Annotated in this window: 27 protein-coding genes and 1 tRNA gene; 22 read left to right on the top strand and 6 right to left on the bottom strand. The window is 63.9% G+C overall.

What is annotated here, in order from left to right; genetic code table 11:
• Positions 1 to 21 precede the first annotated feature (21 nt).
• The 9 genes from JQ632_RS09185 (at position 22) to JQ632_RS09150 (ending at position 7,393) form a co-directional block, all read left to right on the top strand.
• Positions 22 to 759, top strand: a complete 738-nt coding sequence (locus JQ632_RS09185; RefSeq protein ID WP_212401977.1) for a response regulator — start codon at positions 22 to 24, stop codon at positions 757 to 759.
• A gap of 315 nt (positions 760 to 1,074) precedes the next feature.
• A complete protein-coding gene (locus JQ632_RS09180) occupies positions 1,075 to 1,686 on the top strand; it encodes a sigma-70 family RNA polymerase sigma factor (protein ID WP_212401976.1) in 612 nt (203 codons plus the stop codon).
• 379 nt (positions 1,687 to 2,065) lie between these two features.
• Positions 2,066 to 2,764 (top strand): cytochrome c biogenesis CcdA family protein, encoded by a 699-nt coding sequence (locus tag JQ632_RS09175; RefSeq protein WP_212401975.1) that lies wholly within the window; start codon positions 2,066 to 2,068, stop codon positions 2,762 to 2,764.
• A 26-nt stretch (positions 2,765 to 2,790) separates the two neighbouring features.
• Positions 2,791 to 3,354 carry a thioredoxin family protein gene (locus tag JQ632_RS09170; protein WP_212401974.1) on the top strand — a complete coding sequence of 188 codons (564 nt, stop codon included), beginning with the start codon at positions 2,791 to 2,793 and terminating at the stop codon, positions 3,352 to 3,354.
• Positions 3,355 to 3,464: 110 nt separating this feature from the next.
• The gene (locus tag JQ632_RS39385) at positions 3,465 to 3,854 is read left to right on the top strand and encodes a hypothetical protein (protein WP_249151645.1); all 390 of its coding nucleotides are present in this window, start codon (positions 3,465 to 3,467) and stop codon (positions 3,852 to 3,854) included.
• Positions 3,851 to 4,444, top strand: a complete 594-nt coding sequence (locus JQ632_RS39380; protein WP_249151643.1) for a hypothetical protein — start codon at positions 3,851 to 3,853, stop codon at positions 4,442 to 4,444. The genes JQ632_RS39385 and JQ632_RS39380 overlap by 4 nt, the downstream gene beginning before the upstream one ends.
• Before the next feature lie 92 nt (positions 4,445 to 4,536).
• Positions 4,537 to 5,511, top strand: a complete 975-nt coding sequence (locus tag JQ632_RS09160) for a hypothetical protein (protein WP_212401973.1) — start codon at positions 4,537 to 4,539, stop codon at positions 5,509 to 5,511.
• A 196-nt stretch (positions 5,512 to 5,707) separates the two neighbouring features.
• Positions 5,708 to 6,301 carry a L,D-transpeptidase gene (locus JQ632_RS09155; protein WP_212401972.1) on the top strand — a complete coding sequence of 198 codons (594 nt, stop codon included), beginning with the start codon at positions 5,708 to 5,710 and terminating at the stop codon, positions 6,299 to 6,301.
• Between the two features lie 54 nt (positions 6,302 to 6,355).
• Complete coding sequence (locus JQ632_RS09150; RefSeq protein WP_212401971.1) at positions 6,356 to 7,393, top strand: amino acid ABC transporter substrate-binding protein; 1,038 nt, start codon at positions 6,356 to 6,358, stop codon at positions 7,391 to 7,393.
• Between the two features lie 272 nt (positions 7,394 to 7,665).
• On the opposite strand, the gene JQ632_RS09145 is transcribed toward JQ632_RS09150, so the two are convergent.
• Together JQ632_RS09145 and JQ632_RS09140 are read right to left on the bottom strand one after the other, a co-directional pair.
• Positions 7,666 to 8,805 (bottom strand): acyl-CoA dehydrogenase family protein, encoded by a 1,140-nt coding sequence (locus JQ632_RS09145; RefSeq protein ID WP_212401970.1) that lies wholly within the window; start codon positions 8,803 to 8,805, stop codon positions 7,666 to 7,668.
• 120 nt (positions 8,806 to 8,925) lie between these two features.
• The gene (locus JQ632_RS09140; RefSeq protein ID WP_212401969.1) at positions 8,926 to 10,140 is read right to left on the bottom strand and encodes an acyl-CoA dehydrogenase family protein; all 1,215 of its coding nucleotides are present in this window, start codon (positions 10,138 to 10,140) and stop codon (positions 8,926 to 8,928) included.
• A 156-nt stretch (positions 10,141 to 10,296) separates the two neighbouring features.
• Here JQ632_RS09140 and JQ632_RS09135 point away from each other — a divergent pair, with 156 nt between their 5' ends.
• Entirely contained in the window at positions 10,297 to 10,842 is a 546-nt protein-coding gene (locus JQ632_RS09135) for a carboxymuconolactone decarboxylase family protein (RefSeq protein WP_212401968.1), read from the top strand.
• Between the two features lie 21 nt (positions 10,843 to 10,863).
• On the opposite strand, the gene JQ632_RS09130 is transcribed toward JQ632_RS09135, so the two are convergent.
• Positions 10,864 to 11,103, bottom strand: coding sequence for a hypothetical protein (locus JQ632_RS09130; protein WP_212401967.1), 240 nt, complete (start codon positions 11,101 to 11,103; stop codon positions 10,864 to 10,866).
• 261 nt (positions 11,104 to 11,364) lie between these two features.
• Here JQ632_RS09130 and JQ632_RS09125 point away from each other — a divergent pair, with 261 nt between their 5' ends.
• A complete protein-coding gene (locus JQ632_RS09125; RefSeq protein ID WP_212401966.1) occupies positions 11,365 to 11,697 on the top strand; it encodes a hypothetical protein in 333 nt (110 codons plus the stop codon).
• Positions 11,698 to 11,737: 40 nt separating this feature from the next.
• On the opposite strand, the gene queD is transcribed toward JQ632_RS09125, so the two are convergent.
• From queD to JQ632_RS09110, 3 genes are all read right to left on the bottom strand, one after another.
• Complete coding sequence (gene queD, locus JQ632_RS09120) at positions 11,738 to 12,094, bottom strand: 6-carboxytetrahydropterin synthase QueD (protein ID WP_212401965.1); 357 nt, start codon at positions 12,092 to 12,094, stop codon at positions 11,738 to 11,740.
• An 86-nt stretch (positions 12,095 to 12,180) separates the two neighbouring features.
• A tRNA-Arg gene (locus JQ632_RS09115) sits at positions 12,181 to 12,257 on the bottom strand.
• Between the two features lie 199 nt (positions 12,258 to 12,456).
• The gene (locus JQ632_RS09110) at positions 12,457 to 13,950 is read right to left on the bottom strand and encodes an ATP-binding protein (protein ID WP_212401964.1); all 1,494 of its coding nucleotides are present in this window, start codon (positions 13,948 to 13,950) and stop codon (positions 12,457 to 12,459) included.
• 349 nt (positions 13,951 to 14,299) lie between these two features.
• Here JQ632_RS09110 and rpmH point away from each other — a divergent pair, with 349 nt between their 5' ends.
• The 11 genes from rpmH (at position 14,300) to dapE (ending at position 24,009) form a co-directional block, all read left to right on the top strand.
• Positions 14,300 to 14,434, top strand: coding sequence for a 50S ribosomal protein L34 (rpmH, locus tag JQ632_RS09105; protein ID WP_008542748.1), 135 nt, complete (start codon positions 14,300 to 14,302; stop codon positions 14,432 to 14,434).
• Positions 14,435 to 14,464: 30 nt separating this feature from the next.
• Entirely contained in the window at positions 14,465 to 14,839 is a 375-nt protein-coding gene (gene rnpA, locus JQ632_RS09100) for a ribonuclease P protein component (protein ID WP_212401963.1), read from the top strand.
• Between the two features lie 16 nt (positions 14,840 to 14,855).
• On the top strand, positions 14,856 to 16,721 hold the full coding sequence (gene yidC, locus JQ632_RS09095; RefSeq protein WP_212401962.1) for a membrane protein insertase YidC: 1,866 nt from the start codon (positions 14,856 to 14,858) through the stop codon (positions 16,719 to 16,721).
• A 112-nt stretch (positions 16,722 to 16,833) separates the two neighbouring features.
• Entirely contained in the window at positions 16,834 to 17,487 is a 654-nt protein-coding gene (gene yihA / locus JQ632_RS09090; protein ID WP_212401961.1) for a ribosome biogenesis GTP-binding protein YihA/YsxC, read from the top strand.
• The gene (locus JQ632_RS09085; protein ID WP_212401960.1) at positions 17,487 to 17,855 is read left to right on the top strand and encodes a DUF423 domain-containing protein; all 369 of its coding nucleotides are present in this window, start codon (positions 17,487 to 17,489) and stop codon (positions 17,853 to 17,855) included. The genes yihA and JQ632_RS09085 overlap by 1 nt, the downstream gene beginning before the upstream one ends.
• A gap of 107 nt (positions 17,856 to 17,962) precedes the next feature.
• Entirely contained in the window at positions 17,963 to 18,850 is an 888-nt protein-coding gene (gene argB, locus JQ632_RS09080; RefSeq protein WP_212401959.1) for an acetylglutamate kinase, read from the top strand.
• A gap of 185 nt (positions 18,851 to 19,035) precedes the next feature.
• Positions 19,036 to 20,022: a DUF1036 domain-containing protein gene (locus JQ632_RS09075; RefSeq protein ID WP_212402091.1), complete on the top strand. Its 987-nt coding sequence runs from the start codon at positions 19,036 to 19,038 to the stop codon at positions 20,020 to 20,022.
• 186 nt (positions 20,023 to 20,208) lie between these two features.
• A complete protein-coding gene (locus JQ632_RS09070) occupies positions 20,209 to 20,904 on the top strand; it encodes a pyrimidine 5'-nucleotidase (RefSeq protein WP_212401958.1) in 696 nt (231 codons plus the stop codon).
• A 188-nt stretch (positions 20,905 to 21,092) separates the two neighbouring features.
• On the top strand, positions 21,093 to 21,938 hold the full coding sequence (gene dapD, locus JQ632_RS09065) for a 2,3,4,5-tetrahydropyridine-2,6-dicarboxylate N-succinyltransferase (RefSeq protein WP_212401957.1): 846 nt from the start codon (positions 21,093 to 21,095) through the stop codon (positions 21,936 to 21,938).
• A gap of 263 nt (positions 21,939 to 22,201) precedes the next feature.
• On the top strand, positions 22,202 to 22,846 hold the full coding sequence (locus tag JQ632_RS09060) for a DUF805 domain-containing protein (RefSeq protein WP_212401956.1): 645 nt from the start codon (positions 22,202 to 22,204) through the stop codon (positions 22,844 to 22,846).
• Entirely contained in the window at positions 22,843 to 24,009 is a 1,167-nt protein-coding gene (gene dapE / locus JQ632_RS09055; RefSeq protein WP_212401955.1) for a succinyl-diaminopimelate desuccinylase, read from the top strand. Before JQ632_RS09060 ends, dapE begins: the two co-directional genes overlap by 4 nt.
• The last annotated feature ends 110 nt before the right edge of the window (positions 24,010 to 24,119 follow it).

Here is a 24,119-nt window from a genome sequence, read left to right as displayed (position 1 = left end):
GAATGCCAAGATCCAAGTGACATGACCCAAAGCCAGCACATCATGATCGTCGACGACGAGGCTCCGGCCCGGGAAATGGTCGGCGACTACCTCAAGATGCACGGATTCACCGTGACGCTGTGCGACGGCGGCAAGAGCCTGCGCACCGCCATCGAAGGCGGCATGCCCGATCTCGTCGTGCTCGATCTCAACATGCCGGAAGAGGACGGGCTTTCGATCATCCGCGATCTCAAGAGCCGCATCAACGTTCCCGTGATCATGCTGACGGCGACCGCGAGCCCGATCGACCGCGTCGTCGGACTCGAGCTCGGCGCCGACGACTACGTGGCAAAGCCCTGCGAATTGCGCGAGCTGATGGCGCGCATCCGCTCGGTGCTGCGGCGGAGCGCGCCGGTGAAAGCGGCAGCAGCAGAAGCCGCGCCCGCAAAGTCGGACAAGGATCAGCTGGTGCGCTTCGGCACCAAATGGCTCGACCTCGAAGCCCAGGCGCTGCGCGACGACGAGGGCAATGAGCATCCGCTGACCGCGTCCGAGTTCGGGCTGCTCAAAGTGTTCGCGGCCAATCCGAAGCGCGTGCTGTCGCGCGAACGCCTGCTGGAACTGGCCAATGCGCGCGACGCCGAGGCGTTCGACCGCGCCGTCGACCTGCGCATCATGCGCATTCGCCGCAAGATCGAGCCGGATCCGACCAAACCCGCCGTGATCCGCACTATCAGAGGCGGCGGCTATCTGTTCTCGCCGGCGGGCGAGAAGGCGTAGGGCTACTGCCTCCCCGAGGTCGTCCCGGACAAGCGCCGTGCAGCGGCGCGCCGATCCGGGACGACGATTGGAGGCGGCCAAACGCAAGAGGCACCAATTCGTTCCTCAGCCCCCCAAACCTCCCTACCCCGTAATTACCGTACATTGAAATAATTGGCTTTTTTGCCCCGAATGTTTCGTCCGCCCGCCTGCGACGAAACAATTTGGCTGCGCACGAAACCATTTTTCGCTTGTCGTGCAGACGTCCCGAAACGTTGGCTGATTAACACTTTGGCTCACGAACGCCGCCGGTCGCGGCGCCACTGGGAGCCTGTCATGCCGAACGTCATCGCCCTTAACGCCCAAGCCAGCCAGAGCATCATCGCCGCTCAGGCGACCTCGGACGACATGCTTCTCGAAAGCATTGCGGACGGTAACCGGACGTCCATGCACATCCTTTACTGCCGTCATAATGTGCGGGTTTACCGCTTCATCCTGCGCATCGTGCGCGACGCCACGACAGCGGAAGACCTGGTCAGCCAGGTGTTCCTGGATGTGTGGCGGACCGCCAGCCAATTCCAGGGCCGCTCGCAGGTTTCGACCTGGCTGCTCTCGATCGCCCGCTTCAAGGCGCTCACCGCGATGCGCCAGCGCCGCTTCGAGGACATCGATCAGGAAGACGTCCGCGCGATCCCCGATGGGGCCGATACGCCGGAAACCTCGCTCGACCGCAGCGACACCAGCGCGATCCTGCGCGCCTGCGTGGCCAAGCTGTCGCCTGCCCATCGCGAGATCATCAACCTCGTCTACTACCACGAGAAGTCGGTGGAAGAGGTCGGCCAGATCATCGGGATCCCGCAGTCGACGGTGAAGACCCGGATGTTCTACGCCCGCAAGCAGCTCGCCGATTTGCTTAAGGGTGCCGGCGTCGACCGCTTCGCCGCCTAACCTAAGGATTTCAATGGGATAGGACCCTAATTTCGACCCTGTCCCGCACACGAAAGCGTTACCGCCGACGAAACAATTGAAACAAAGCACAACATCAGGCGGAAAAACTTCCTCCTTATAAAGATCACATACGGTTTTGTTAAACCTCCCAAGGACCTCCAGCGACCCGGACGGGATGCCCCCCTCCGGGTCGTTTTGTATTTTGGCTCGGGCCGCCAGCCGTTGGGCCCGCCGGCGCCTCCACGTCGTCATGGCCGGGCTTGTCCCGGGCATGACGACCTCTAGCAAGGTCGCATCTCCGTCACGAAGGCGTGACGACCCGTAACGCCCGGAGCCTTCGGTTCGAAGCATCCTCGTGACCCCCTTCACGCGAGGCCCGATGCTCGACCTGATCTTCGCTGTCCTTGCCGGCATCCTCACCATTGCCGCGCCCTGCACCTTGCCGGTGCTGCCGATCCTCCTGGGCGCATCGATCGGCCGTGCCGGATATTTGCGGCCAGCGATGATCGCGCTCGGCTTCGTCGTCTCGTTCTCTGCGACCGCACTGCTGCTCGGCGCGATCACGCGCCTGTTCGACTTCGATCCCAATATGCTGCGCTCGGCCGCTTCTATTCTCCTGCTCGGCTTCGGCCTGCTGATGCTGTGGCCGGCGCCGTTCGAATGGCTGTCGATCCGGCTCAATGGATGGCTCGATCTCGGCGCTGCAAGCGCGGGCTCGAACGAAGGCGCGCTCGGCGGGCTCGTGCTCGGCACCACGCTCGGCCTGGTCTGGACGCCCTGCGCCGGTCCCGTGCTCGGCTCGATCCTGACGCTGGTTGCGACCTCGAAGAACGCCGCCTGGGCCGGCACGCTGCTGATCGCCTACGCGATCGGCGCCGCACTGCCGATGCTCGCGATCGCCTATGGCGGACAGGCGGCGACCACGCGCGTACGCCGCATGGCGCGCTTCGCGCCGCGCCTGCAGCAGGCCTTTGGAATCGTCGTGATCGGCTTCGCGATCGCCTCCTACTTCCAGTACGACACGCTGATCGTGGCGTGGCTCACCGGATTCTACCCCACCGGCCAGATCGGCCTTTGACCCCTCATCTCACCGGAGTAACGCCCATGACCATCAAACTGCTCGCCGTATCCGCTTCGCTGATCGGCCTCGCCCTGACCGGCGCCGTCATCCCCGGCATCTGTGACGAGGCCTCGCCCGCAAAACCGATCACCGTCGCCGCCGCGCCCCAGGACACCGCACCGAATTTCACGGGCATCACCAACTGGTTCAACTCAAAGCCGCTCAACATTGCGGACCTGCGCGGCAAGGTCGTGCTGGTCGATTTCTGGACCTATGGCTGCGTCAACTGCGTCAACACGCTGCAGCATGTGACCGCGCTCCACGAGAAGTACAAAGACCGCGGCCTGGTCGTGGTCGGCGTGCATACGCCGGAATTTCCGTTCGAACGCTCGGCCGGCAATGTGCAGGCGGCGCTGAAGCGCCACGGCATCACCTATCCGGTCGCGCAGGACAACGATTCCCAGACCTGGAACGCCTATCGCAACCAATATTGGCCGGCGCAGTACATCGTCGACCAGTCCGGCAAGATCGTGTTCCAGCACGCCGGCGAGGGCCGCTATGACGAGATCGAGCGCACGGTGGCGCGCCTGCTCAACGCCAGCAGCTAAGGTCGTTACCTAAGCCTTAGGTTGCTTCGTCTGCCGGACACGTCGTTCTGCTTGACTCGCCTGAGCCGTTAATGGAGGTTCCTCCGCGGCCGGGGAGTCTCGTACCCTTAATGAACGACGCAACAACCGAGGACGAAGTTCGCCTCCACAAGAGGCTGTCTCGTCGAGAGCGCTTGATCCTAGCGATCTGTGCGGACGTGGTACTGCTCATTTCTGTTGGTGGTCTCGCGACATGGGCCGCGAGCGGACATGCGCAAGACATCGCAACGTTGATAGCTCTCGTGATAGGGACTCTCATGCTCTGTCATGCGGGCTTCGGCGCCGACGTGCTCTGGACCATCACCCGGGATGGGGTCGCCATCGAAAAGACGCGGCCATTCGGCCGGCCCAACCACCGCTTCATCAGACGAGAGGACATTTCGGGAATTCACGTCGATCGTGACAAGGCCAATGCAACGAGATTCCATCTCTCTCTTCATCTGATTTCAGGGATTGTTTGATCTCGCCGCCGTTTCCCGAGGTCACGCACATCCACGAAACCACGGCGCACATCGCCGAACAGCTTGGGGTCCCCGATATCGTACCGCCCGCGAACCCCCTTGATGCAACCAATGCGGAGATATACCTCGGCGAACCAGTCAGACCGGCTGTCGGCCACGATATCCAAATCAAGACGCTGATCATCGCAAGCCTGTGCACCATTCCATACGCATACAAGTTCTGGAACGACCTGCCCCTTGCAACCGGCGAGATCATGTTCTCGATCGTCGGCCCCATCGTGGCTTTCGTCTTCTTTCGATACGCATATCGCCTTGCCGGCACTTTCTGGGTCGTTGGCCACAATGAGATTCGCGTGGAACGATTGTCCCGTGAGGGCAAGCCGTATGTGGAAACGATCGCGGGCCGCGACGTTCAAGCAATAGAGCTCGAGTACGGCCATTCCGATGACACCCGCTACGTGGTGAAGATCGACCTCGTCAGCGGCCAGAAGCTCCGCAGCCCAGACGTTGGGACGCTGGACGAAACTCGCGCAGTGGCAGCTGAAATCGTCCGAAGGCTGGCGATCGCCCCGGAAAAAGTCCGCCAATGAGTCCCCTTCATCCCGGCCCGGGTCTCGCGCTTGTGGCTTGACTCCACGGACCCGTCCGTGGAGCTTCGCGGCGACTGCAACAGCCGCCCGCAATGGACGACGCGCCCACCAGCAACGACATCCGCCTTCGTGAAGGCTCCTCGATCGCGCAGCGGCTGATCAAGGCCGGCTTTGCGGCAGGCGTCGCCCTCTGCTTCACGCCCGGCCTGTTCACGCACGATACAATGGAAGTGATCATCTCGGTGGTCGCGCTTCTCGTGGGCGCGGGGCTCATCGCCGGCGTCATGTTTGCACCGGCGGTGGTGTGGATCATCACGCCGACCGAGATTTTGATCGGGCAACAGCGCCCCTTCGGCCGGCTCCACAGCCGGGTCATTCCAAAGGACGAGATCACGGCGTTGCAGGTCTCGGGCAGCCGGTCCGCAAAAGCCCGCTTCCAGCTCACCTTCACGCTGGCCTCAGGCGAAAACCTGACGTCCCCGCCGATGTCCGACGTCACCCATGTGCGCGAAACGGTGGCGCGGATCGCTGCACAGTTCGACGTTCCCGATGTCGAGGCTCCCGCCAATCCGGTCGATGCCAGCAATCCGGAGATGCATCTCGGCGAGCCCATCGAGCCGTTCCCCAGCCGGGATATCTGGATCGTTGCCGCGATCGCCGCAGTGCTCTGCGCCGTTCCCTACGCCTACAAGCTCTGGCGTGGGCTATCGCCCGGCTGGCTCGACATTACGCTGCTGCCGGTTGGCGCGATCGCCGCATTCGCGGTCTACAGACTGGCCAACCGCGCCACCGGCGCCTTCTGGATCATCCGCCAGGGCGACATCCGCATTGAACGCCTCTGGGGCGACGGCAGCCCGCGCGCGGACCATATCGAGGGGCGCGACGTGAAGACGATCAGTGTCGAGCGCCGCGGTCGATCCGAGGATGAGCACTGCCTGGTCCAGATCAGATTGCAGTCTGGACGGCGATTTCGCAGCCCCCGCATCGGGTCGAGGCTCGAGGCCCGGGCGGTCGGCACCGAGATCGTCCGCCGCCTGGCCATTGCGCCGGAGAACAACCAGATTTGACAGGCCTCCGCCCCCGGCAGGGTTGAAGATCACGGCTTTTCGCGCCATCCGCCCTGATCATGGCATTGACCCATGTCAAAAAACCAAAGCATTCTCGTGACATATCGGCCAGGGCGCCCAAAACTTGCCATGAACTTGCCCCTGAGTTTTGATGCGTCCGACTTGATTTGCGCTTTGGTAGCGGGGAGAGCTTTGCATGACGGATTTTCGTCGCCTGACCGGGATTTTCATCGCCGCGATCGGGCTGGCCCTGTCGACCCCGCACGCTCAGGCGCAGCAGCCTGACCGCGGCGACGAGCCCGGCCTGATTGCCGATGACGGCTACGAGCTCGATCCGGAATGGCAGAAGCAGGTCGTCTATTTCCGCACCACCGAAGCGCCCGGCACCATCATCGTCTCGACGGCCGAACGGCACCTCTATCTGGTCCAGCCCGGCGGACGCGCGATCCGCTACGGCATCGGTGTCGGCCGCGACGGCTTTCAGTGGCAGGGGCTGGTGAACATCACCCAGAAGAAGGAATGGCCGGACTGGACGCCGCCGCCGGAGATGATCCAGCGTCAGCCCTATCTGCCGCGCTTCATGGCCGGCGGCCCCGGCAATCCGCTCGGCGCGCGCGCCATGTATCTCGGCACCACCGTCTACCGCATCCATGGCACCAACCGCCCCGACACGATCGGCACCAAGGTGTCGTCGGGCTGCTTCCGGCTCGTCAACCGCGACGTGGCCGATCTCTACGATCGCGTTCCGGTCGGGACCAAGGTGGTCATCCGGCAGAAGCCCGAACTGTAAGCCCCTCCGTTTTCCGCTCAATTTCCTTTTCCCGATTCAATCGAGAGAGACATCATGCGCACTTTTCGAGGCGGCCTGCTGATCGGGCTCGCGGTCGCCGTGCTGGTCGGCGCACTCGCCGTCATCTATGAATTCTACGATACCCGCACGCTGAAGCGGACGGTCCGCCGCGGCGAGGTGTTGTGCGGCGTCAACAAGGGCCTGCCGGGCTTCTCGATTCCCGACGACAAGGGCAACTGGACCGGCTTTGACGTCGACTTCTGCCGCGCCGTGGCAGCCGCGATCTTCAACGATCCCAACAAGGCGAAATTCGTCGCGCTCGACGCCAGCGAGCGCTTCAAGGAATTGCAGAGCCGCAAGGTCGACATCCTCTCGCGCAACTCCACCTGGAGCATGGCGCGCGAGCTCGACTACGATCTCTATTTCCCCGCGGTCGCCTACTATGACGGTGCAGGCTTCATGCTGCCGCGCGCGCGCAACAAGGAGACCTCGCTCGACCTCACCGGCAGCAAGGTCTGCGTTCAGGCTGGCACCACGACGCTGCTCAATGTCGCCGACTACTTCCGTGCCAACAACATGAAGTATGAAGAGGTGAAGTTCGACAAGCTGGACGACGTGGTGAAGGCCTACGACACCGGCAAGTGCGACACGCTTTCTGCCGATGTCTCTCAGCTCTACGCGCTGCGGCTCAATCTCTCCAAGCCCGGCGACCACATGATCCTGCCAGACATGATCTCCAAGGAACCGCTCGCTCCCGTGGTGCGCCAGCGCGACGACGACTGGATGATGATCGTGAAATGGACGCTCTATGCGATGATCAACGCCGAAGAGCTCGGCGTCTCCTCGGAGAATATCGACGAAGCCTTGAAGTCGAAGAAGCCGGAGGTGATGCGGCTGGTCGGCACCGAAGGCAATTACGGCGAGCAGCTCGGGCTGACCAAGGACTGGGTCGTGCGCGTCATCCGCCACGTCGGCAATTACGGCGAGATGTACGACCGCAATATCGGCGAAAAGTCCAAGCTGAAGATCCCGCGCGGCATGAACCAGCTCTGGAACGCCGGCGGCGTGCAGTACGCGCCGCCGATGCGGTAAAGGCCTCTCCCCTCGTCATTGCGAGAAGCGCACGCCTTTGCTCGAAGAGCGAAGGCGGTAGCGACGAATCAATCCAGAATCTTTCCGCGGAAAAATTCTTGATTGCTTCGCTGCGCTCGCAATGACATGTGGGTACAGGATCGCGCCACACTCACAGTCGTCATGCCCGGGCTTGTCCCGGGCATCCACGTCTTTGCACGGCGTACGCGGAAGCGCGTGGATGGCCGGGACAAGCCCGGCCATGACGGCGTGCCTAGTGGCTACGCCTCGCCTCAATACCCCTTCGCCCGCGCCAGTTGCTCGGCGTGATAGTTCGCGTCGCCGAACAGCTCCTCGCAGACCCGGGCGCGCTTCATGAAGAAGCCGATGTCGAACTGGTCGGTCATGCCCATGCCGCCGTGCATCTGCACGCCTTCCTGCACCGCGCGCGTCGCGGTGGTGCCGGCGCGCGCCTTGGCGACGGCGATGGCTGCGCCGGCCTTCGCCACGTCGGCATCGAGCGCCTGGAGCGCCTTCATCACGGCGGCGCGGGTGATCTCGATGTCGACATAGAGCTCCGCGGCACGGTGCTGCAGCGCCTGGAATTCGCCGATCAGCTTGCCGAACTGCTTGCGGCTCTTCAGGTAGTCGACGGTGCGGCCGAACACCTCCTCGCTGAGGCCCACCATCTCGGAGGCCACCGCGCCGCGGCCGATATCGAGCACGCCGTCAAGCAGGCTGGCCGCCTGGTCGACTTCGCCGAGCACGCTGTCGGCATTGACCTCGACATTGGCGAACTCGATGCGCGCCGCATTGTGCGCGTCGACCATGATGGTGCGCTCGGTGGCGATGCCCCTGGCCTTGGGATTGACCAGGAACAGCGTCAACCCCTCGCGCTCGCCGGCAACACCGGCGGTGCGCGCGGCGACAATCAGGAGATCGGCGACGTGACCGTCGACGACCAGCGCCTTGGCGCCGGAGAGCTTGAAACCGTTGCCGGAGCGGACGGCCTGCAGGCTCGTCTGCAGCGGGCGATGTTTGGCACCTTCGTCGATCGCGAGCGTCGCCAGCAGCGAGCCGCTGGAGACTTTTGGCAGGTACTCCGACTTCTGCGCGGCGTTGCCGCCACGCGCGAGCGCCGAGGTCGCAACCACGCTGGTCGCCAGGAAGGGCGAGGGCATCAGCGTGCGGCCGATCTCCTCCATGACGACGCCGGCATCGACGAAGCCGAGACCGCTGCCGCCAAATTCTTCCGGCACCAACAGGCCGGCAAAGCCCATCTCGGCAAAGGACTGCCAGAGTTCCTTGGAGAACCCTGTCGGGTCTTTGGAGTCGCGCAAATGGCGCAGATGCGACACCGGCGCCTTGTCGCTGATCAGCCCGCGCGCGCTGTCGCGGAGCATCGATTGTTCTTCGGTGAGGACGAGGGCCATGTGTATCTCTAGCGTCTAGCGGAATTTGTTGATGTCATTCCGGGGCGCGCGATAGCGCGAACCCGGAATCTCGAGGTTCCGGGTTCGCGTCTTCGACGCGCCCCGGAACGACGGAAGGCTTCACGCCCCCGGCAGATCGAGGATGCGCTTGGCGACGATGCCGAGCATCACCTCTGACGTGCCGCCCTCGATCGAGTTGGCCTTGGTGCGTAGCCAGGCGCGCGGACGGGCGCCTTGCCTGGAACGCTCGCTCTCCCATTCCAGCGCGTCGACGCCGCCGGCGGACATCAAAATCTCGTAGCGGCGCTTGTTGAGCTCGGTGCCGTAATATTTCATCGCCGAGGAGAACGCCGGATGCGCCTGCCCCGCCTTGGCGAGATCGACTGCGCGTTCGGCACACGCGGCAAGCGCCGCTTCATCGACCTCAAAGCTCGCGATCTTCCCGCGCAGCATCGAATCGTCGAGACGCCCCTGCCCGTCGGTGCCGATCGAGTCGGCCGCGATCTGGCCGAGCGGCCGGCCGACGCCGCGCTCGCCCATGCCCGAGATCATCGCGCGTTCGTGCTGGAGCAGATATTTTGCGACGTCCCAGCCGCGATTGACGGTCCCGACCACATGCGACTTCGGCACGCGGACATTGTCGAAGAAGGTTTCGCAGAACGGCGAGTAGCCGGAGATCAGAAGGATCGGCTTGGTCGTCACGCCCTTCGAGGTCATGTCGAACAGGATGAAGCTGATGCCGTCGTGCTTTTTCGCAGCCGGATCCGTGCGCACCAGGCAAAAAATCCAGTCGGCGTAGTTCGCGTAGGAGGTCCAGATCTTCTGGCCCGTGATGACGAAATCATCGCCGTCGCTCTCGGCGCGCGTCTGCAGCGAGGCGAGGTCGGAGCCGGCGTTGGGCTCGGAATAGCCCTGGCACCAGCGGATCAGGCCCGCCGCGATTTTCGGCAGGTGCTCCTTCTTCTGCGCCTCGTTGCCATACTTCAGCAGCGCGGGCCCGAGCATCCAGATGCCAAAGCTCGACAGCGGCGGCCGTGCGCCGATTCTTCCCATCTCTGATCGCAGCACCTTGTGCTCGGCCGGGCTCAGGCCCCCACCGCCATATTCCTTCGGCCAGTCCGGCACGGTCCAGCCCTTGTCGCGCATGCGCTCGAACCAGACGCGCTGCGGCTCGGACGAAAATTTGGCGTTACGTCCGCCCCAGAACACGTCGGTGTCAGAGCTCGCAGGCTTGCGCATCTCCGGCGGGCAATTGGCCTCGAGCCAGGCGCGTGTCTCGCCACGGAATTTTTCGAGCTCGGCTGATTCAGCCGCAGACGTCTCAGAATCGGTCATGGGTCGTTTCCATCAAGCAGATCGATTTGTTGCTGATGACTCTGAGCCATCGCACTGCGGAATTCAACCATCTTCCATGCGGCACGGCTAAGCGCGCCGGACGGCATTCCGCTATAGTCGTTCACGGCGAGGCTTGAAAATAAAGAGGAAACGAGAATGCGCCTGAAGTTACTTTCGCCTGGCGAAATGAGCGCGGACCAGAAGCAGACCTATGACGAGTCGATTGCCGGAAAACGCGGCAAGCCGCCGGCGCCGATGATGGCCTGGCTCAACAGCCCCGAGATGGCCCGCCACGCCACGCGCCTCGGAGAGGTCTTGCGCTTCAACACGATCTTTCCGGCAAAGCTGTCCGAGATCGCGATCCTGGTGACGGCGCGGCACTGGAGCGCGCATTACGAATGGTACGCGCACAAGCGCCTGGCGCTGGAAGGCGGCATGAAGCCGGAGATCATCGACGCGATCCGCGAGCGCCGCACGCCTGAGTTCGACGATCCCAAGGGCAGGATGATCTACGACGTCGCAAGATCGCTGCACGAGGGGCATGGTCTTGCGAAGGGTCTCTACGACGAAGCCGTCAAGCTGCTCGGCGAGCGCGGCGTGGTCGAGATCATCGGCCTCTGCGGCTACTACACGATGGTGTCGATGACGCTGAACGCCTTTGAGTTCGAGCTGCCGGATGGGGAAGTGTCGGAGCTCTCCTGACGGAGCGTCATGACGCTTCTGCTAAGCGCGACCCTTGATCTCATAGTGACCCGGCACGCATTTGTAGCGATCGATCCGCCAATTGGAATGATACAGCGGATGGTCACCCATCCACTTCGCAAGCGGTGCCTGCGCCCCTTTCAGGCACTCTTGAAACGTGATGTCGGGCGTCATGTTGCTGTCGGTCACGATCTCCTCGACGCAATCGCCCGCAGCGGCGGCACCCAAGTGGCAGAGAATTGCAACGACGGTCACGAACATGCATCGCATCCCTTCCGGTTCGCCGGGGCCGTCGCGTGCACGATTGCCGCTTCCTTGCCCTCGTATGGCCGGATCCGATCTTACAAAGCACTATCCGCGCGTCATCCGACTTTGGTCTTGATCGTACTTTGGTCCTGATGCGCGACCGTAGTGACCCGGGTACATAGCGTTGCGCTTGATCAATTCAGGCTGGTCCCGTCCGGACAAATTACCGGCTCTATTGCAATGGAGACGCGTATGGCTGGAAATGGATTGACGTCGATGGCCGCACGCGCGGCTCATCAGGATGCGGCGGATCGAATCGTCTATCTGATCGTCGACAATATTGCCGGACGGCCCGGCAAAGCCGACCGGAAAACTGAGGTCGAGCGGACCGATATCGAAACCGTCATCGCGAACCTGATCGCCGGTCGTTTCAACGACCCCGTCCGCATCGTCGCCTTCGATCCGAAGGGTCATTGGTCGAAGGATGTGTCGAGAGAGCTTGCGGAAGAAATCCAGACGCGTTGCGACATCGACACCATGCCCGTGCCGGAGCACATCCGCGACTTCGTCAGGAGCCATTGGGCCACCCCGGCAGCGGTCGCGTCCTGATCTGGTCGTGCGGGAGCAAAGGCGCGGCGTGCGGCGGGCGTCACCGCCCCTGATATTCGGCCCAGCAGTCCGCAGTCTCATAGACCCGAACAGCCGAGAGCTGCGCGAGATCAGGCTTCACGCGGTCCCAGATCCAGACCGCGATATTCTCGGCGGTCGGATTCTCGAGCCCCTCGACCTCATTGAGGCATCGGTGGTCCAATGCGTCGATGATGTCGGCGAAACATTTTTCAATGTCGAAGAAATCCACGACGAAGCCCGTGCGCGGGTCCACCGGTCCGTCCAGTTGCACCTCGACGCGGTAGGAATGACCATGCAGTCGGCTGCATCGATGCGTCTCGGGCACGTTCGGCAGCCGATGCGCCGCTTCGAACTTGAATGCCTGCGATATCTTCATCCGGTTCCTCATTGGGCGCGGTCGATCCGCGATCTCGGCCCAATCTGGCGACCAGATGCTGCCTTGTTCTGACCGGCGTCGAAGAATGGCGCGCCCGGAACGATTCGAACGTCCGACCCTCAGATTCGTAGTCTGATGCTCTATCCAGCTGAGCTACGGGCGCGTGTTTCGCGAACGGCGTTGGCGGGGCTCGCCCGCACGCATCCTCCGGACGAGGCCGGAAGGGTTCTCGAAAGAGCGCTCTGACTAACCGCTCTCGTCCCGGTTGGCAAGGTCCGGGATGGGGGTTTTTGGGCCATTTTGGCCTCCGCATCGTCATTTCGCGGCGCGACAACGTCGCGAGCCCCGGAATGACTGAACGGCTACGCCCGCGCCCGCTCGTTGCGGATGGTCAAGAGTTCCACGGGGCGGTCGGGGATGACAATCCGGAAGGTGGCGCCGATGGTGCCTTCGACGAGGTGGATGTCGCCGCCATGGGCGCGGATCAGCTCGGCCGCAATGGCGAGGCCCAGCCCGCTGCCGCCGGGGCGGCCGGAGGTCTGGAACGCCTCGAACAGGTGTTGGCGGGTCTTTTCTGGCACGCCGGGCCCGGTGTCGGAGACCTCGATGATCGCGACCGCGCCCTCGCGCTTTCCCGTGATGCGGATCTGCTGCACGCCGCCATCGCCGGACGAATGGCTCTCCAGCGCCTGCGCGGCGTTGCGCACGAGGTTGAGCAGCACGCGGAACAGCTGGTCCGGATCGGCGTCGACCGACAGCCCGCGCTCGATCGCCGCGACCCAGGCGATCGAGGCATCGGTGCCAAGGCCCGCGGTCTCGCGCACCTCCAGCACCACGGGCTCGATCGGGATCAGGCGGCGGTCGGGGGCGGCCTCCTGGGCACGGCCATAGGACAGGGTCGACTGGCAGAAGGCGATGGCGCGCTCCAGCGATCGCACCAGTTTTGGCGCAAAGCGCTGCACGCGCGGATCGGGCACACTCGCAAGCTGGTCTGACAGCAATTGCGCCGACGCCAGCAGGTTGCGCAGATCATGGTTGATCTTGGAGACGGCGAGGCCGAGCGCGGCAAGGCGGCTCTTCTGATTCAGCATCGACATCAGGTCGCGCTGCATGTCGGACAGCTCGCGCTCGGCGACCCCGATCTCGTCGCCGCGCTGGCTCGGCACGATGATCCGCGCCGAACTTTCCGGGTTTTCGTGGAAGCCGACCAGGCTCGCGGTGAGCCGCCGCATCGGCCGCACGAACAAATAATGCAGCGCTAGGTAGACCAGGCCCGCGGTCAGGACCGCAATGAACAGCGCCACCACCACGACGTTGCGCGAGAAGCGGTACATCGCCTGCCGCAGCGGCAATTCATCGGTGACGACCTCGATGAACTGCGCGCTGCCGACCGACGGGCCGACGATCCGGATCGCCTGGTTGCCGGTCTCCAGCATCATCTGGAACGAGCCGGTGATGGCCTGCCACGCCGTCATCTCGCGCAGGTCGATGTCGTGGTCGATGGCCGCCGGCAGGTCGGCGCTGGCGAGCAACCGGCGCTGCTGGCCGAGCTTGATGGCGACCGCCCGTGCATTGATGCTTCGCAGGATCTGCCGTGCCAGCGAATCCGGGACCATGCCTGACGGTGCCGCGTCGAGCACGAGGGCGGCGGTGTTCGCCGCGGCGACGCGGTCGTTCAGCCGGTTGACCCAGAAATTGGCGATCGCGGGCACGTAGAGCAGGATCGCCGCGATCATGACCAGCGGAATGGTGAGCAGCAGAAGCTTGCCGGACAGGCCGAGCCGTTGCGGCACCCGGGCGCGCGGCTCCTCGGGGGTCGGCTGGTCTTGCAGAGGCTGAAGGTCCGTCGCTGCCACGAAATTCGCCTTCACTCGCCTAAGTCAATCAAGATGCGGTCTGCCCCGAAATCGGTCAAATTACGGATCGCTAATGTCGGGTTTTACCGATGTAGGCCGGCTACGGCCGAGTCGCCATCCTCAACCGTCAAAAACCCCGCGGAAACAGCGATATTCGCCGCATTTGGGGCATCAGGCGACGTTGACGAAAAGGGACCGCTCCCTTATAAGCCGCGCCGAATAGTCCGCGATGACCCGGCACGCGCCGGGAGCGGCTCTTTTGGGCCGGAACGGGCCCGTTTTGGGCCGCATCTTCCGGACGTACCCTTCAATTCTACAGGCATATTGCCCGGTCAGCGGAGAACAACCCGTGAAGCGGACTTATCAACCCAGCAAACTGGTGCGCAAGCGCCGTCACGGTTTCCGTGCCCGTCTCGCCACTGCCGGCGGCCGCAAGGTCTTGGCCGCCCGCCGCGCCCGCGGCCGCAAGCGTCTGAGCGCCTGAGCCGGACTGGCCCCCTTTTGGGATTTCATCATGGATCGGCTGAGGCAGCGGGCGGATTTCCTCGCCGTTGCCAATGGCGCGCGGGTGAACAGCGGCGCCTTCGTCCTGCAGGGACGCGCCCGCCAGGATGACGGCCCGATCCGGATCGGCTTTACCGTTACCAAAAAGAACGGCACCGCCACCGAGCGCAACCGGATCAAGCGCAGGCTTCGCGAACTGGTGAAGCGGCTCGATCCGGTATCGATGCATCCCCATCATGATTATGTGCTAGTGGGCCGCAGGGACGCGCTCACACGCGACTTCGCGACCATGGTCGACGACCTCCGCGGGGCGCTCGGCCGCCTCTCGCGGCAGGCCGCGAGGGGGCGCGAGAAAAATCCTGCGAACAGCCGCAAACCGGATTGATGACGAGACCCCAGAGATGACCGACAATCGCAACACCATCCTCGCCGTCATTCTGTCCGGCCTCGTGCTGATCGCCTGGCAGTATTTCTACAACGTGCCGGCGATGGAGAAGCAGCGCGCCCAGCAACAGGCGCAGGCCGAACTCCAGAAGACCACGCCGCAGCCCAATGCGACCGCCACGCCGGGAGCCACCCCGCAAGCCGGCGGCACGACGCCGCAGGCCGCGCCCGGCGCCAACCAGCAGGCCCAGCCGGTCGTCGCGCGTAGTGTCGCGATTTCGGCCTCGCCGCGCGTGAAGATCGATACGCCCCGCCTCACCGGCTCGATCTCGCTCAAGGGCGCGCGCATCGACGATCTCGCGCTGGTGCAGTACCGCGACACAGTCGACCCGAAGTCGCCGGCCATCATCCTCTATTCGCCCTCCGGTACCGCGGAACCCTACTATGCCGAGTTCGGCTGGGTGGCGGCGAGCGGCTCGACGGCGCGGATGCCCGACTCCACAACGGTGTGGCAGCAGGACGGCTCGGGCGAGCTGACGCCGACCTCGCCGGTGACGCTGAAATACGACAACGGCGAAGGCCTCACCTTCCGCCGCAAGATCTCGGTCGACGAACGCTATCTCTTCACCATCAAGGACGAGGTGACCAATGTCGGCAACGCGCCGGTCACGCTCTATCCCTTCGCGCTGATCTCGCGCCATGGCACGCCGCAGGTTTCCGGCTACTACATCCTGCATGAAGGCCTGATCGGCTATCTCGGCGACCAGGGCCTGCAGGAATACGGCTACAAGAAGATCGACGAGGCCGGGCGGGTGCCCTTCAAGGCCACCAATGGCTGGCTCGGCATTACCGACAAGTACTGGGCCTCGGCACTGCTGCCCGACACCAACGCGCAATTGCAGGCGAGCTTCTCGTCGAATCTCAGCAACAATCTGCGGAAATACCAGACCGACTATCTGCTCGACCCGCAGACAGTCGCGATCGGCGGCACGGCGAGCGCCAATGCCCGGCTGTTCGCGGGCGCCAAGGAAGCCGGCGTCGTCGGCATCAACTTCCCGTTCACCGGGCTCGGCGGCTACAACAAGGAGCTCGGCCTCAACCACTTCGATCTCTTGATCGACTGGGGCTGGTTCTACTTCATCACCAAGCCGATGTTCCTCGGGCTCGACTTCTTCTACCGCCTGTTCGGCAATTTCGGCGTCTCGATCCTGCTCGTCACCGTGATCGTGAAGCTGCTGTTCTTCCCGCTCGCCAACAAATCCTACGCCTCGATGGCGAAGATGAAGTCGGTGCAGCCGCAGCTGCAGGCGCTGAAGGAACGCTTCCCCGACGACAAGGTGAAGCAGCAGCAGGAGATGATGGAGATCTACCGCAAGGAGAAGATCAACCCGGTGGCAGGCTGTCTGCCCGTGCTGATCCAGATCCCGGTGTTCTTCTCGCTCTACAAGGTGCTGTTCGTCACCATCGAGATGCGGCACGCGCCGTTCATTGGCTGGATCAAGGACCTCTCGGCGCCGGATCCGACCAATTTGTTCAACCTGTTCGGGCTGATCCCGGTCGATCCGACGCAGCTCCCGCTGTTCGGTCACTACCTCGCGCTCGGCATCTGGCCGATCATCATGGGCATCACGATGTGGTTCCAGATGAAGCTGAACCCGACGCCGCCGGATCCGACGCAGAAGATCATCTTCGACTGGATGCCGCTGATCTTCACCTTCATGCTGGCGGGCTTCCCGGCCGGACTCGTGATCTACTGGGCCTGGAACAATCTGCTCTCGGTGATCCAGCAGAGCTACATCATGCGCCGCAACGGCGTGAAGGTGGAGCTGTTCGACAACATTCGAAACTCGTTCAAAAAAAAAGTGACGACTGAGGCGGTGTAGCTTCTCCCTTCGTCATTCCGGGATGGTGCGAAGCACCAGACCCGGAATCTCGAGATTCCGGGTTCGATGCTGCGCATCGCCCCGGAATGACAACGAAACAAAAGAGCTTCGCATGACCGACGATACCGATGCGAAGCTGATCGAAGCCGGGCGAAAGCTGTTCGCCGGCGACTGGCAGTTCATCTGGGCCGCGCCCGCGGTCGAGCAATTGCCGCCGATGGCGGGGCTCGAGATCGCCTTTGCCGGCCGCTCCAATGTCGGCAAATCCAGCCTGATCAACGCCCTCACCGGCCGCAACAGCCTCGCGCGCACCTCGCATACGCCGGGCCGCACGCAGGAGCTGATCTTCTTCGACGGACCTCCGAATTCCGGCCTGCGCCTCGTCGACATGCCCGGCTATGGCTATGCCAAGGCGCCGAAGACGCAGGTCGCGTCCTGGACCGAGCTGATCCATAAATTCCTGCAGGGGCGCGCCTCGCTGGCGCGCGTCTATGTGCTGATCGACGCGCGGCATGGCCTCAAGGACGTCGATCTCGAAATCCTCAAGACGCTCGACCGCACCGCCGTCAGCTACCAGATCGTGCTGACCAAGGCCGACCAGGTGAAAGCGTCCGAACTCGCCGCAACGATCGCCGAGACCGAGGCGGCGCTGGCAAAGCATCCGGCGGCGTTCCCGCACGTGCTTTCGACCTCCTCGCGCTCCGGCACCGGCATGGCGGAGCTGCGCGCGGCGATCGTTCGGCTGCTGGACGAACGGGGCGCGTGATGCCGCGATCGTTTCGCCTGCTGATTGCGCTTGCCGGATTGATGGGCGCCGCCGGCGTCGCGCTGGCAGCAGCCTCGGCGCACGGCGCCGATGCCAGCCGCCTTGCCTCCGCAAGCGCCATGCTGCTGTTTCATGCAACGGCCATACTCGGCACGGCCGCACTGCTCGCGCGCGGGATTCTGCACGGCGGAATTGGCCTCGCCGCCGCCTTCGGCTTCGTAATCGCGGCAGCGCTGTTCGCGGGAGACCTCGCCTTGCGGCAATATGCCGGCCACGGATTGTTTCCTTTTGCCGCACCGACCGGCGGCACGCTGCTGATCGTGAGCTGGCTGGCGGTGAGCGTGGCGGCGCTGTGGCAGCAGAAATGAAATCCTTCCCTTCTCCCCTTGTGGGAGAGGCGAAGATCAGGACTTTGCGTGAACGCCGCCAATCGGATAGAACGCGGCCCGACAGTCCCGCCAGCGAGATCCGCCTCATGACCGACATTTCACCGCTCGATCAGGCCCGCATCCTGTCCGAAGCGCTGCCGCACATGCAGCAGTATGACGAAGAGACCATCGTCATCAAATATGGCGGCCATGCCATGGGCGACGAGGAGACCGCGAAGAATTTTGCGCGCGACATCGTTCTGCTCGAACAGACCGCGATCAATCCGGTGGTCGTGCACGGCGGCGGACCGCAGATCGCGACCATGCTCAAGCGCCTCGGCATCCAGTCGGAATTCGCAGCCGGCCTGCGCATCACCGATGCCGCCACCATCGAGATCGTCGAGATGGTGCTCGCCGGCTCCGTCAACAAGCAGATCGTCGGCTACATCAACGAAGCCGGCGGCAAGGCCGTGGGGCTCTCAGGCAAGGACGGCAACATGGTGAAGGCGTCGAAGACGACGCGCACCATCGTCGATCCGGATTCGAACATCGAGAAAGCGATCGACCTCGGCTTCGTCGGCGATCCCGAGAAGGTCGACCTCACGCTGCTGAACCAGCTGATCGGCTACGAACTGATCCCGGTGCTGGCGCCGCTCGCGACTTCGAAGGACGGCCAGACGCTGAACGTCAATGCCGACACCTTTGCAGGCGCGGTCGCGGGCGCGCTGAAGGCAAAACGCCTGCTGCTGCTCACCGATGTGCCGGGTGTGCTCGACAAGTCCAAGAAACTGATCCCGCAGCTTTCGGTGAAGGACGCGCGCAAACTGATCGCCGACGGCACCATTTCCGGCGGCATGATCCCGAAGGTCGAGACCTGCATCTACGCGCTGGAGCAGGGCGTGCAGGGCGTCGTCATCATCGACGGCAAGATGCAGCACGCCGTGCTGCTCGAGCTCTTCACCAACCAGGGCACGGGAACGCTGATCCACAAGTGATGGGCGAGCGGCCAAGGAAGATGAACGTCATGCCCGGGCTTGTCCCGGGCATCCACGACCTTTCTTCTCGCGGCCAAGACGTGGATGGCCGGGACTTGTCCGTTGAGACGCGCTCCGCGCTTTTGCTCGGCCATGACGAGCGGAGAGAGACGCGCCCGCGTCGCTCGCCTCTCACGCGTTTCCTGATGACGCTGCCGGCAGCGGTCATTTCTTTCTTTGCTTCCGCTGCACCTGCATTCGCCGACCTCAAAATCTGCAACCGCATGAGCTATGTCGTCGAGGCTGCGATCGGCATCGACGACAAGGCGGCGACCGCGACGCGCGGCTGGTTCCGCATCGATCCCGCCACCTGCCGCGTCGTGGTGCAAGGCACGCTCGCCGCCGACCGCATCCTCTTGAATGCCCGCGCGCTCGGCGTCTACGGCTCCTCGCCGATCCCGCAGAACGGCAGCGACATGCTTTGCGTCGCGCCGGAGAATTTTGTCATTGCGGCCGCGCGGCAGTGCCGCACCGGACAGACGCAGGCGCCGTTCACGCAGATCACGCCGACGCGGACCGACGACGGCAACCTCGTCGCCTACCTCGCCGAGGACAGTGAATATGACGACGAGCAGGCGCGCCTCGCCGGCATCCAGCGCCTGCTGGCTATCGCAGGCTACGATGCCGGCGCGATCGACGGCGTCGATGGCCCGAAGACGCAAGGTGCCCTCGCAGCTTTCCTGAAAAGCCGCGGGCTCGGCTCCGACATCACGTCGTCACCAAATTTCTTCAAGACCATGGTGGATGCGGTGCAGACGCCCTCAGTGAGCGGGCTCACCTGGTGCAACGACACGCCGCACAAGGTGATGGCGGCGGTCGCGACCGACGACGGCAAGGCCGTGACCAGCCGCGGCTGGTATCGCATCGATCCCGGCAAATGCCTGCACCCCGACGTGACAGGCACGCCGAAGCAGGTTTACAGCTTTGCGGAAGCCGTCGACGCCGACAACCGCGCGATCAAGCTGAAGGACCGCCCGCTGAACTGGGGTGGCGACCGGCAGCTCTGCACGCGCGAGACAAAATTCGAGACCAACGAGCAGGCCGATTGCCCCGCGCGCGGATTTGCCGCCACCGGCTTTGGCGCGGTCGATATGAGCGGCGGCGGCAAGACGCTGCGATTTGCGGTGCCGTGATCGGGCGTGTTGCGATGACGGCGCCGCATACACAACCGTCGTCCCGGCGAAGGCCGGGATCGTTGTGGCGCGAGATGGTGGTTGTCAGTCTTCGCCAAACCGCTCCCTGGGGTTATGGGTCCCGGCCTTCGCCGGGACGTCAGCGGAGAATGGGCGACGCTTGCGTGTAGCAGATAGAGAATCGCGATGAGAATTCCCCGCACCTTCACCCACATCGACACCTGGGTGTTCGACCTCGACAACACGCTCTATCCGCACCACGTGAACCTGTGGCAACAGGTCGATTTGCGGATCACCGAGTTCGTGTGCAACTGGCTCAACGTGACGCCGGTGGAAGCGCGAAAGATCCAGAAGGATTATTACCAGCGCTTTGGCACCACCATGCGCGGCATGATGACCTTGCACGGCGTGCACGCCGACGACTACCTCGCTTATGTGCACAAGATCGACCATTCGCCACTGGAGCCGAATCCGGCGCTCGGTGCGGCCATCACAAAGCTGCCGGGACGAAAGCTCATCCTGACCAACGGCTCCGTCGACCATGTCGATGCGGTGCTGGCGCGGCTCGGCCTGGCTGCACATTTCGATGGGGTGTTCGACATCATCGCCGCGAACTTCGAGCCGAAGCCGGCGCGGCAGACCTATGAGAAATTTCTCGCTGACCATTCGGTCGATCCGGCGCGATCAGCGATGTTCGAGGACCTCGCCCGCAACCTCGTCGTTCCCCACGACCTCGGGATGACCACGGTGCTGGTCGTGCCCGACGGCACGCAGGAGGTGGTGCGGGAAGACTGGGAACTCGAGGGCCGCGAAGCCGCCCATGTCGACCATGTCACGGATGATCTGGCGGGGTTTTTGGCGGGGCTTTCGGGCCCGAAATAGCCGTCATCCCCCGCGAAGGCGGGGTATCCAGTAATCACTGCCATCTCGATTCATCACAACTGCTGCGGCGTACTGGATCACCCGCTTTCGCGGGTGATGACAGCGAACCAAGCTTGACTCTCTCCCCCCAAATCCCGAAAAAGCGCTCCAAATCACCGCAAATCCCGCCTTTCGAAGAGGAAATCCCGATGTCTCTTGCAGCCCTCGAAACCACCATCAACGGCGCATTCGACGCGCGTGACGGCATCTCGACCTCGACCAAGGGCGAGGTGCGCGAGGCCGTGGACCATGCGCTGGAGATCATGGACAAGGGCGAGGCGCGGGTCGCCGAGCGCGAGGCTGATGGCAAGTGGAAGGTCAATCAGTGGCTGAAGAAGGCTGTGCTGCTGTCCTTCCGCCTCAACGACATGGCGGCCATTCCCGGCGGCCCCGGCAAGGCCTCGTGGTGGGACAAGGTGCCCTCGAAGTTCGACGGCTGGGGCGAGAACCGGTTTCGCGACGCTGGCTTCCGTGCCGTGCCCGGCGCGATCGTGCGCCGCTCGGCCTTCATTGCGCGCAACGTCGTGCTGATGCCCTCCTTCGTCAATCTCGGCGCCTATGTCGATGAGTCCACCATGATCGACACCTGGTCGACCGTCGGCTCCTGCGCGCAGATCGGCAAGCGCGTGCACATTTCCGGCGGCGTCGGCATCGGCGGCGTGCTCGAGCCGCTGCAGGCCGAGCCCGTGATCGTCGAGGACGACTGCTTCATCGGCGCACGCAGCGAGGTCGCCGAAGGCGTCATCGTGCGCAAGGGCGCGGTGCTCTCGATGGGCGTGTTTCTGGGCGCCTCGACCAAGATCGTCGACCGCGAGACCGGTGAAGTGTTCATCGGCGAAGTCCCGGAATATTCGGTGGTGGTCCCCGGCGCCCTGCCCGGCAAGCCCATGAAGAACGGCCAGCCCGGCCCGTCGACCGCCTGCGCCGTGATCGTCAAGCGCGTCGACGAGCGCACGCGCTCGAAGACCAGCATCAACGAGCTGCTGCGGGATTGATCGCGCGCCGCGACCGCCATCCCCTCACCGTCACCCCCGCGCAACGGCGAAGCCGTTGTCGCTGGAGGTGGCCGCTTCTTCAGCGGCCCTCGAAGGGCGACGGCCCGGCTGCATCGGGGCCGTTCATCCTTCGAGGCTCCCCATGGGGCGCGCCGCGCCCCATGCCTCGCGCCTCAGGATGACGGGGCTGGCGGCAGATCGAACCCTCCCTCCCCCCACAGCGACCAATTCCCGGGCGGCCCCTGCCGCCCGGAGCCTTTGCCATGGACTGGACCTGGTACCTCTTCCGCTTCGACGGCCGCATCAACCGCGCCCTGCTGTGGCAGGCGCTGCTGATTGTCGCGCTGCTGGCGGCGTTGCTGGGGATCATCGGTCAGGTCATTGGGATCCTCGAAGGGGCCACATCCTTCAAGTTCAAGGTCAACCTCGACTTCGACTTCGGCCTCGACGACCTCTTCAGGCTTGTCGACCCGCGGGCCTACCGTCTGCCGGCATCCGCCGATCGTGCGTCCCTGATCCTCAAGGTGCTCGGCATATCGCCGTTCCTCTGGATTTACCTGGCAACCGCGATCAAGCGGCTGCACGATCGCGACAGAAGCGGCTGGTGGATGGTTCCGTTCTTCGTCGTGCCCGGCCTGTTCAGCCAGTTCTCGGACCTGCTGCCCGAGTCCAACTGGGTGCTTCCGTTGAGCTGGGCCGCTTCCATCCTGTGGCTGTGGGGCTTCGTCGAAATGTTCGTCGTACCCGGCAGCGTGGGCAATAACCGGTTCGGTCCTGATCCATTGGCCGAGACCGAGGATGGCTCCGCCTCGTCCTCCGCAAAAAGCTGGGACCAGCAGAGTGAACTCGATTTAGTGCCGCCCAGCGCTAGCCCGCCCGGCGGCATGCATGTTAAGCGGAGCGCATGACCGATGCCCTCTCGATTGCCCGCGACCTCATCCGCTGCCCCTCGGTAACCCCGGCCGACGCCGGTGCGCTGGGGGTGCTTGAAAAGCTGCTCACCGAAGCCGGTTTCACCTGCCACCGCGTGACCTTCTCGGAGCCCGGTACTGCCGATGTCGACAATCTCTACGCGCGGATCGGCACCGAAGGCCCGCACATCACCTTTGCCGGCCACACCGACGTCGTGCCGCCCGGCGACGAGAGCGCCTGGAGCGTCGGCGCGTTTTCCGGCGAGGTGAAGGACGGATTTCTGCACGGCCGCGGCGCGGTCGACATGAAGGGCGGCATCGCCTGCTCGGCCGCCGCGGTGCTGGAGCATCTCGCAGCGAATGGCGGCAAGCCGCGCAGCGATGGCAAGGGCTCGATCTCCTTCCTGATCACCGGTGACGAGGAAGACGTCTCGATCAATGGCACGATCAAGCTGCTGCAATGGGCCGCCGAGCGCGGCGAAAAGTTCGATCATTGCGTGCTCGGCGAGCCCTCGAATGTCGAGACGCTTGGCGACACCATCAAGGTCGGCCGCCGCGGCTCGCAATCCGGCACGCTCTACGTCGACGGCCTGCAGGGGCACGTCGCCTATCCGCATCGCGCCGCCAATCCGGTGCCGGACATCTCGCGCCTGATCGTGGCGATCTCGGACGAGCCCCTCGACCATGGCAGCGCGCAGTTCCAGGCCTCCAACCTCGAATTCACCTCGGTCGACGTCGGCAACACCGCCAATAACGTAATCCCCGGCCAGGCCCGCGCAAAGTTCAACATCCGCTACAACGACAACCACACCCAAGCGAGCCTGCGCGAGCTGGTCGAGACACGGCTGGCAAAAGCCTGCGGCAACCGCATCCGCGCCCGCATCGTCTGGGAGACGTCGAACTCCAACGTGTTCGTCACCAAGCCGGGCCCGTTCACCGATCTCGCGGTCTCCGCGATCGAGGAGGTGACGGGGCGCAAGCCGGAACTGTCGACATCAGGCGGCACGTCGGATGCACGCTTTATCTCCAGCTACTGCCCCGTGATCGAATTCGGCCTCGTCGGCCAGACCATGCACCAGATCGACGAGCGCACGCCGGTGAAGGATCTGGAGCAGCTGACGAAGGTGTATCGGGGGATTTTGACGCGGTATTTTGCGTAGCGCTCCGCTGCCGCCAATCCCTCCGCCGTCATCGCCCGCGAAGGCGGGCGATCCAGTATTCCAGAGGCAGCGCGAGGATACGGAGAGGCGGCGGCGTACTGGATGCCCCG

The organism is Bradyrhizobium liaoningense (genome assembly GCF_018130955.1).
Classification (GTDB): Bacteria; Pseudomonadota; Alphaproteobacteria; order Rhizobiales; family Xanthobacteraceae; genus Bradyrhizobium; species Bradyrhizobium liaoningense_C.
The sequence above is the reverse complement of the archived record's forward strand: the minus strand, read 5'-3'. Positions and strand labels throughout refer to the sequence as shown.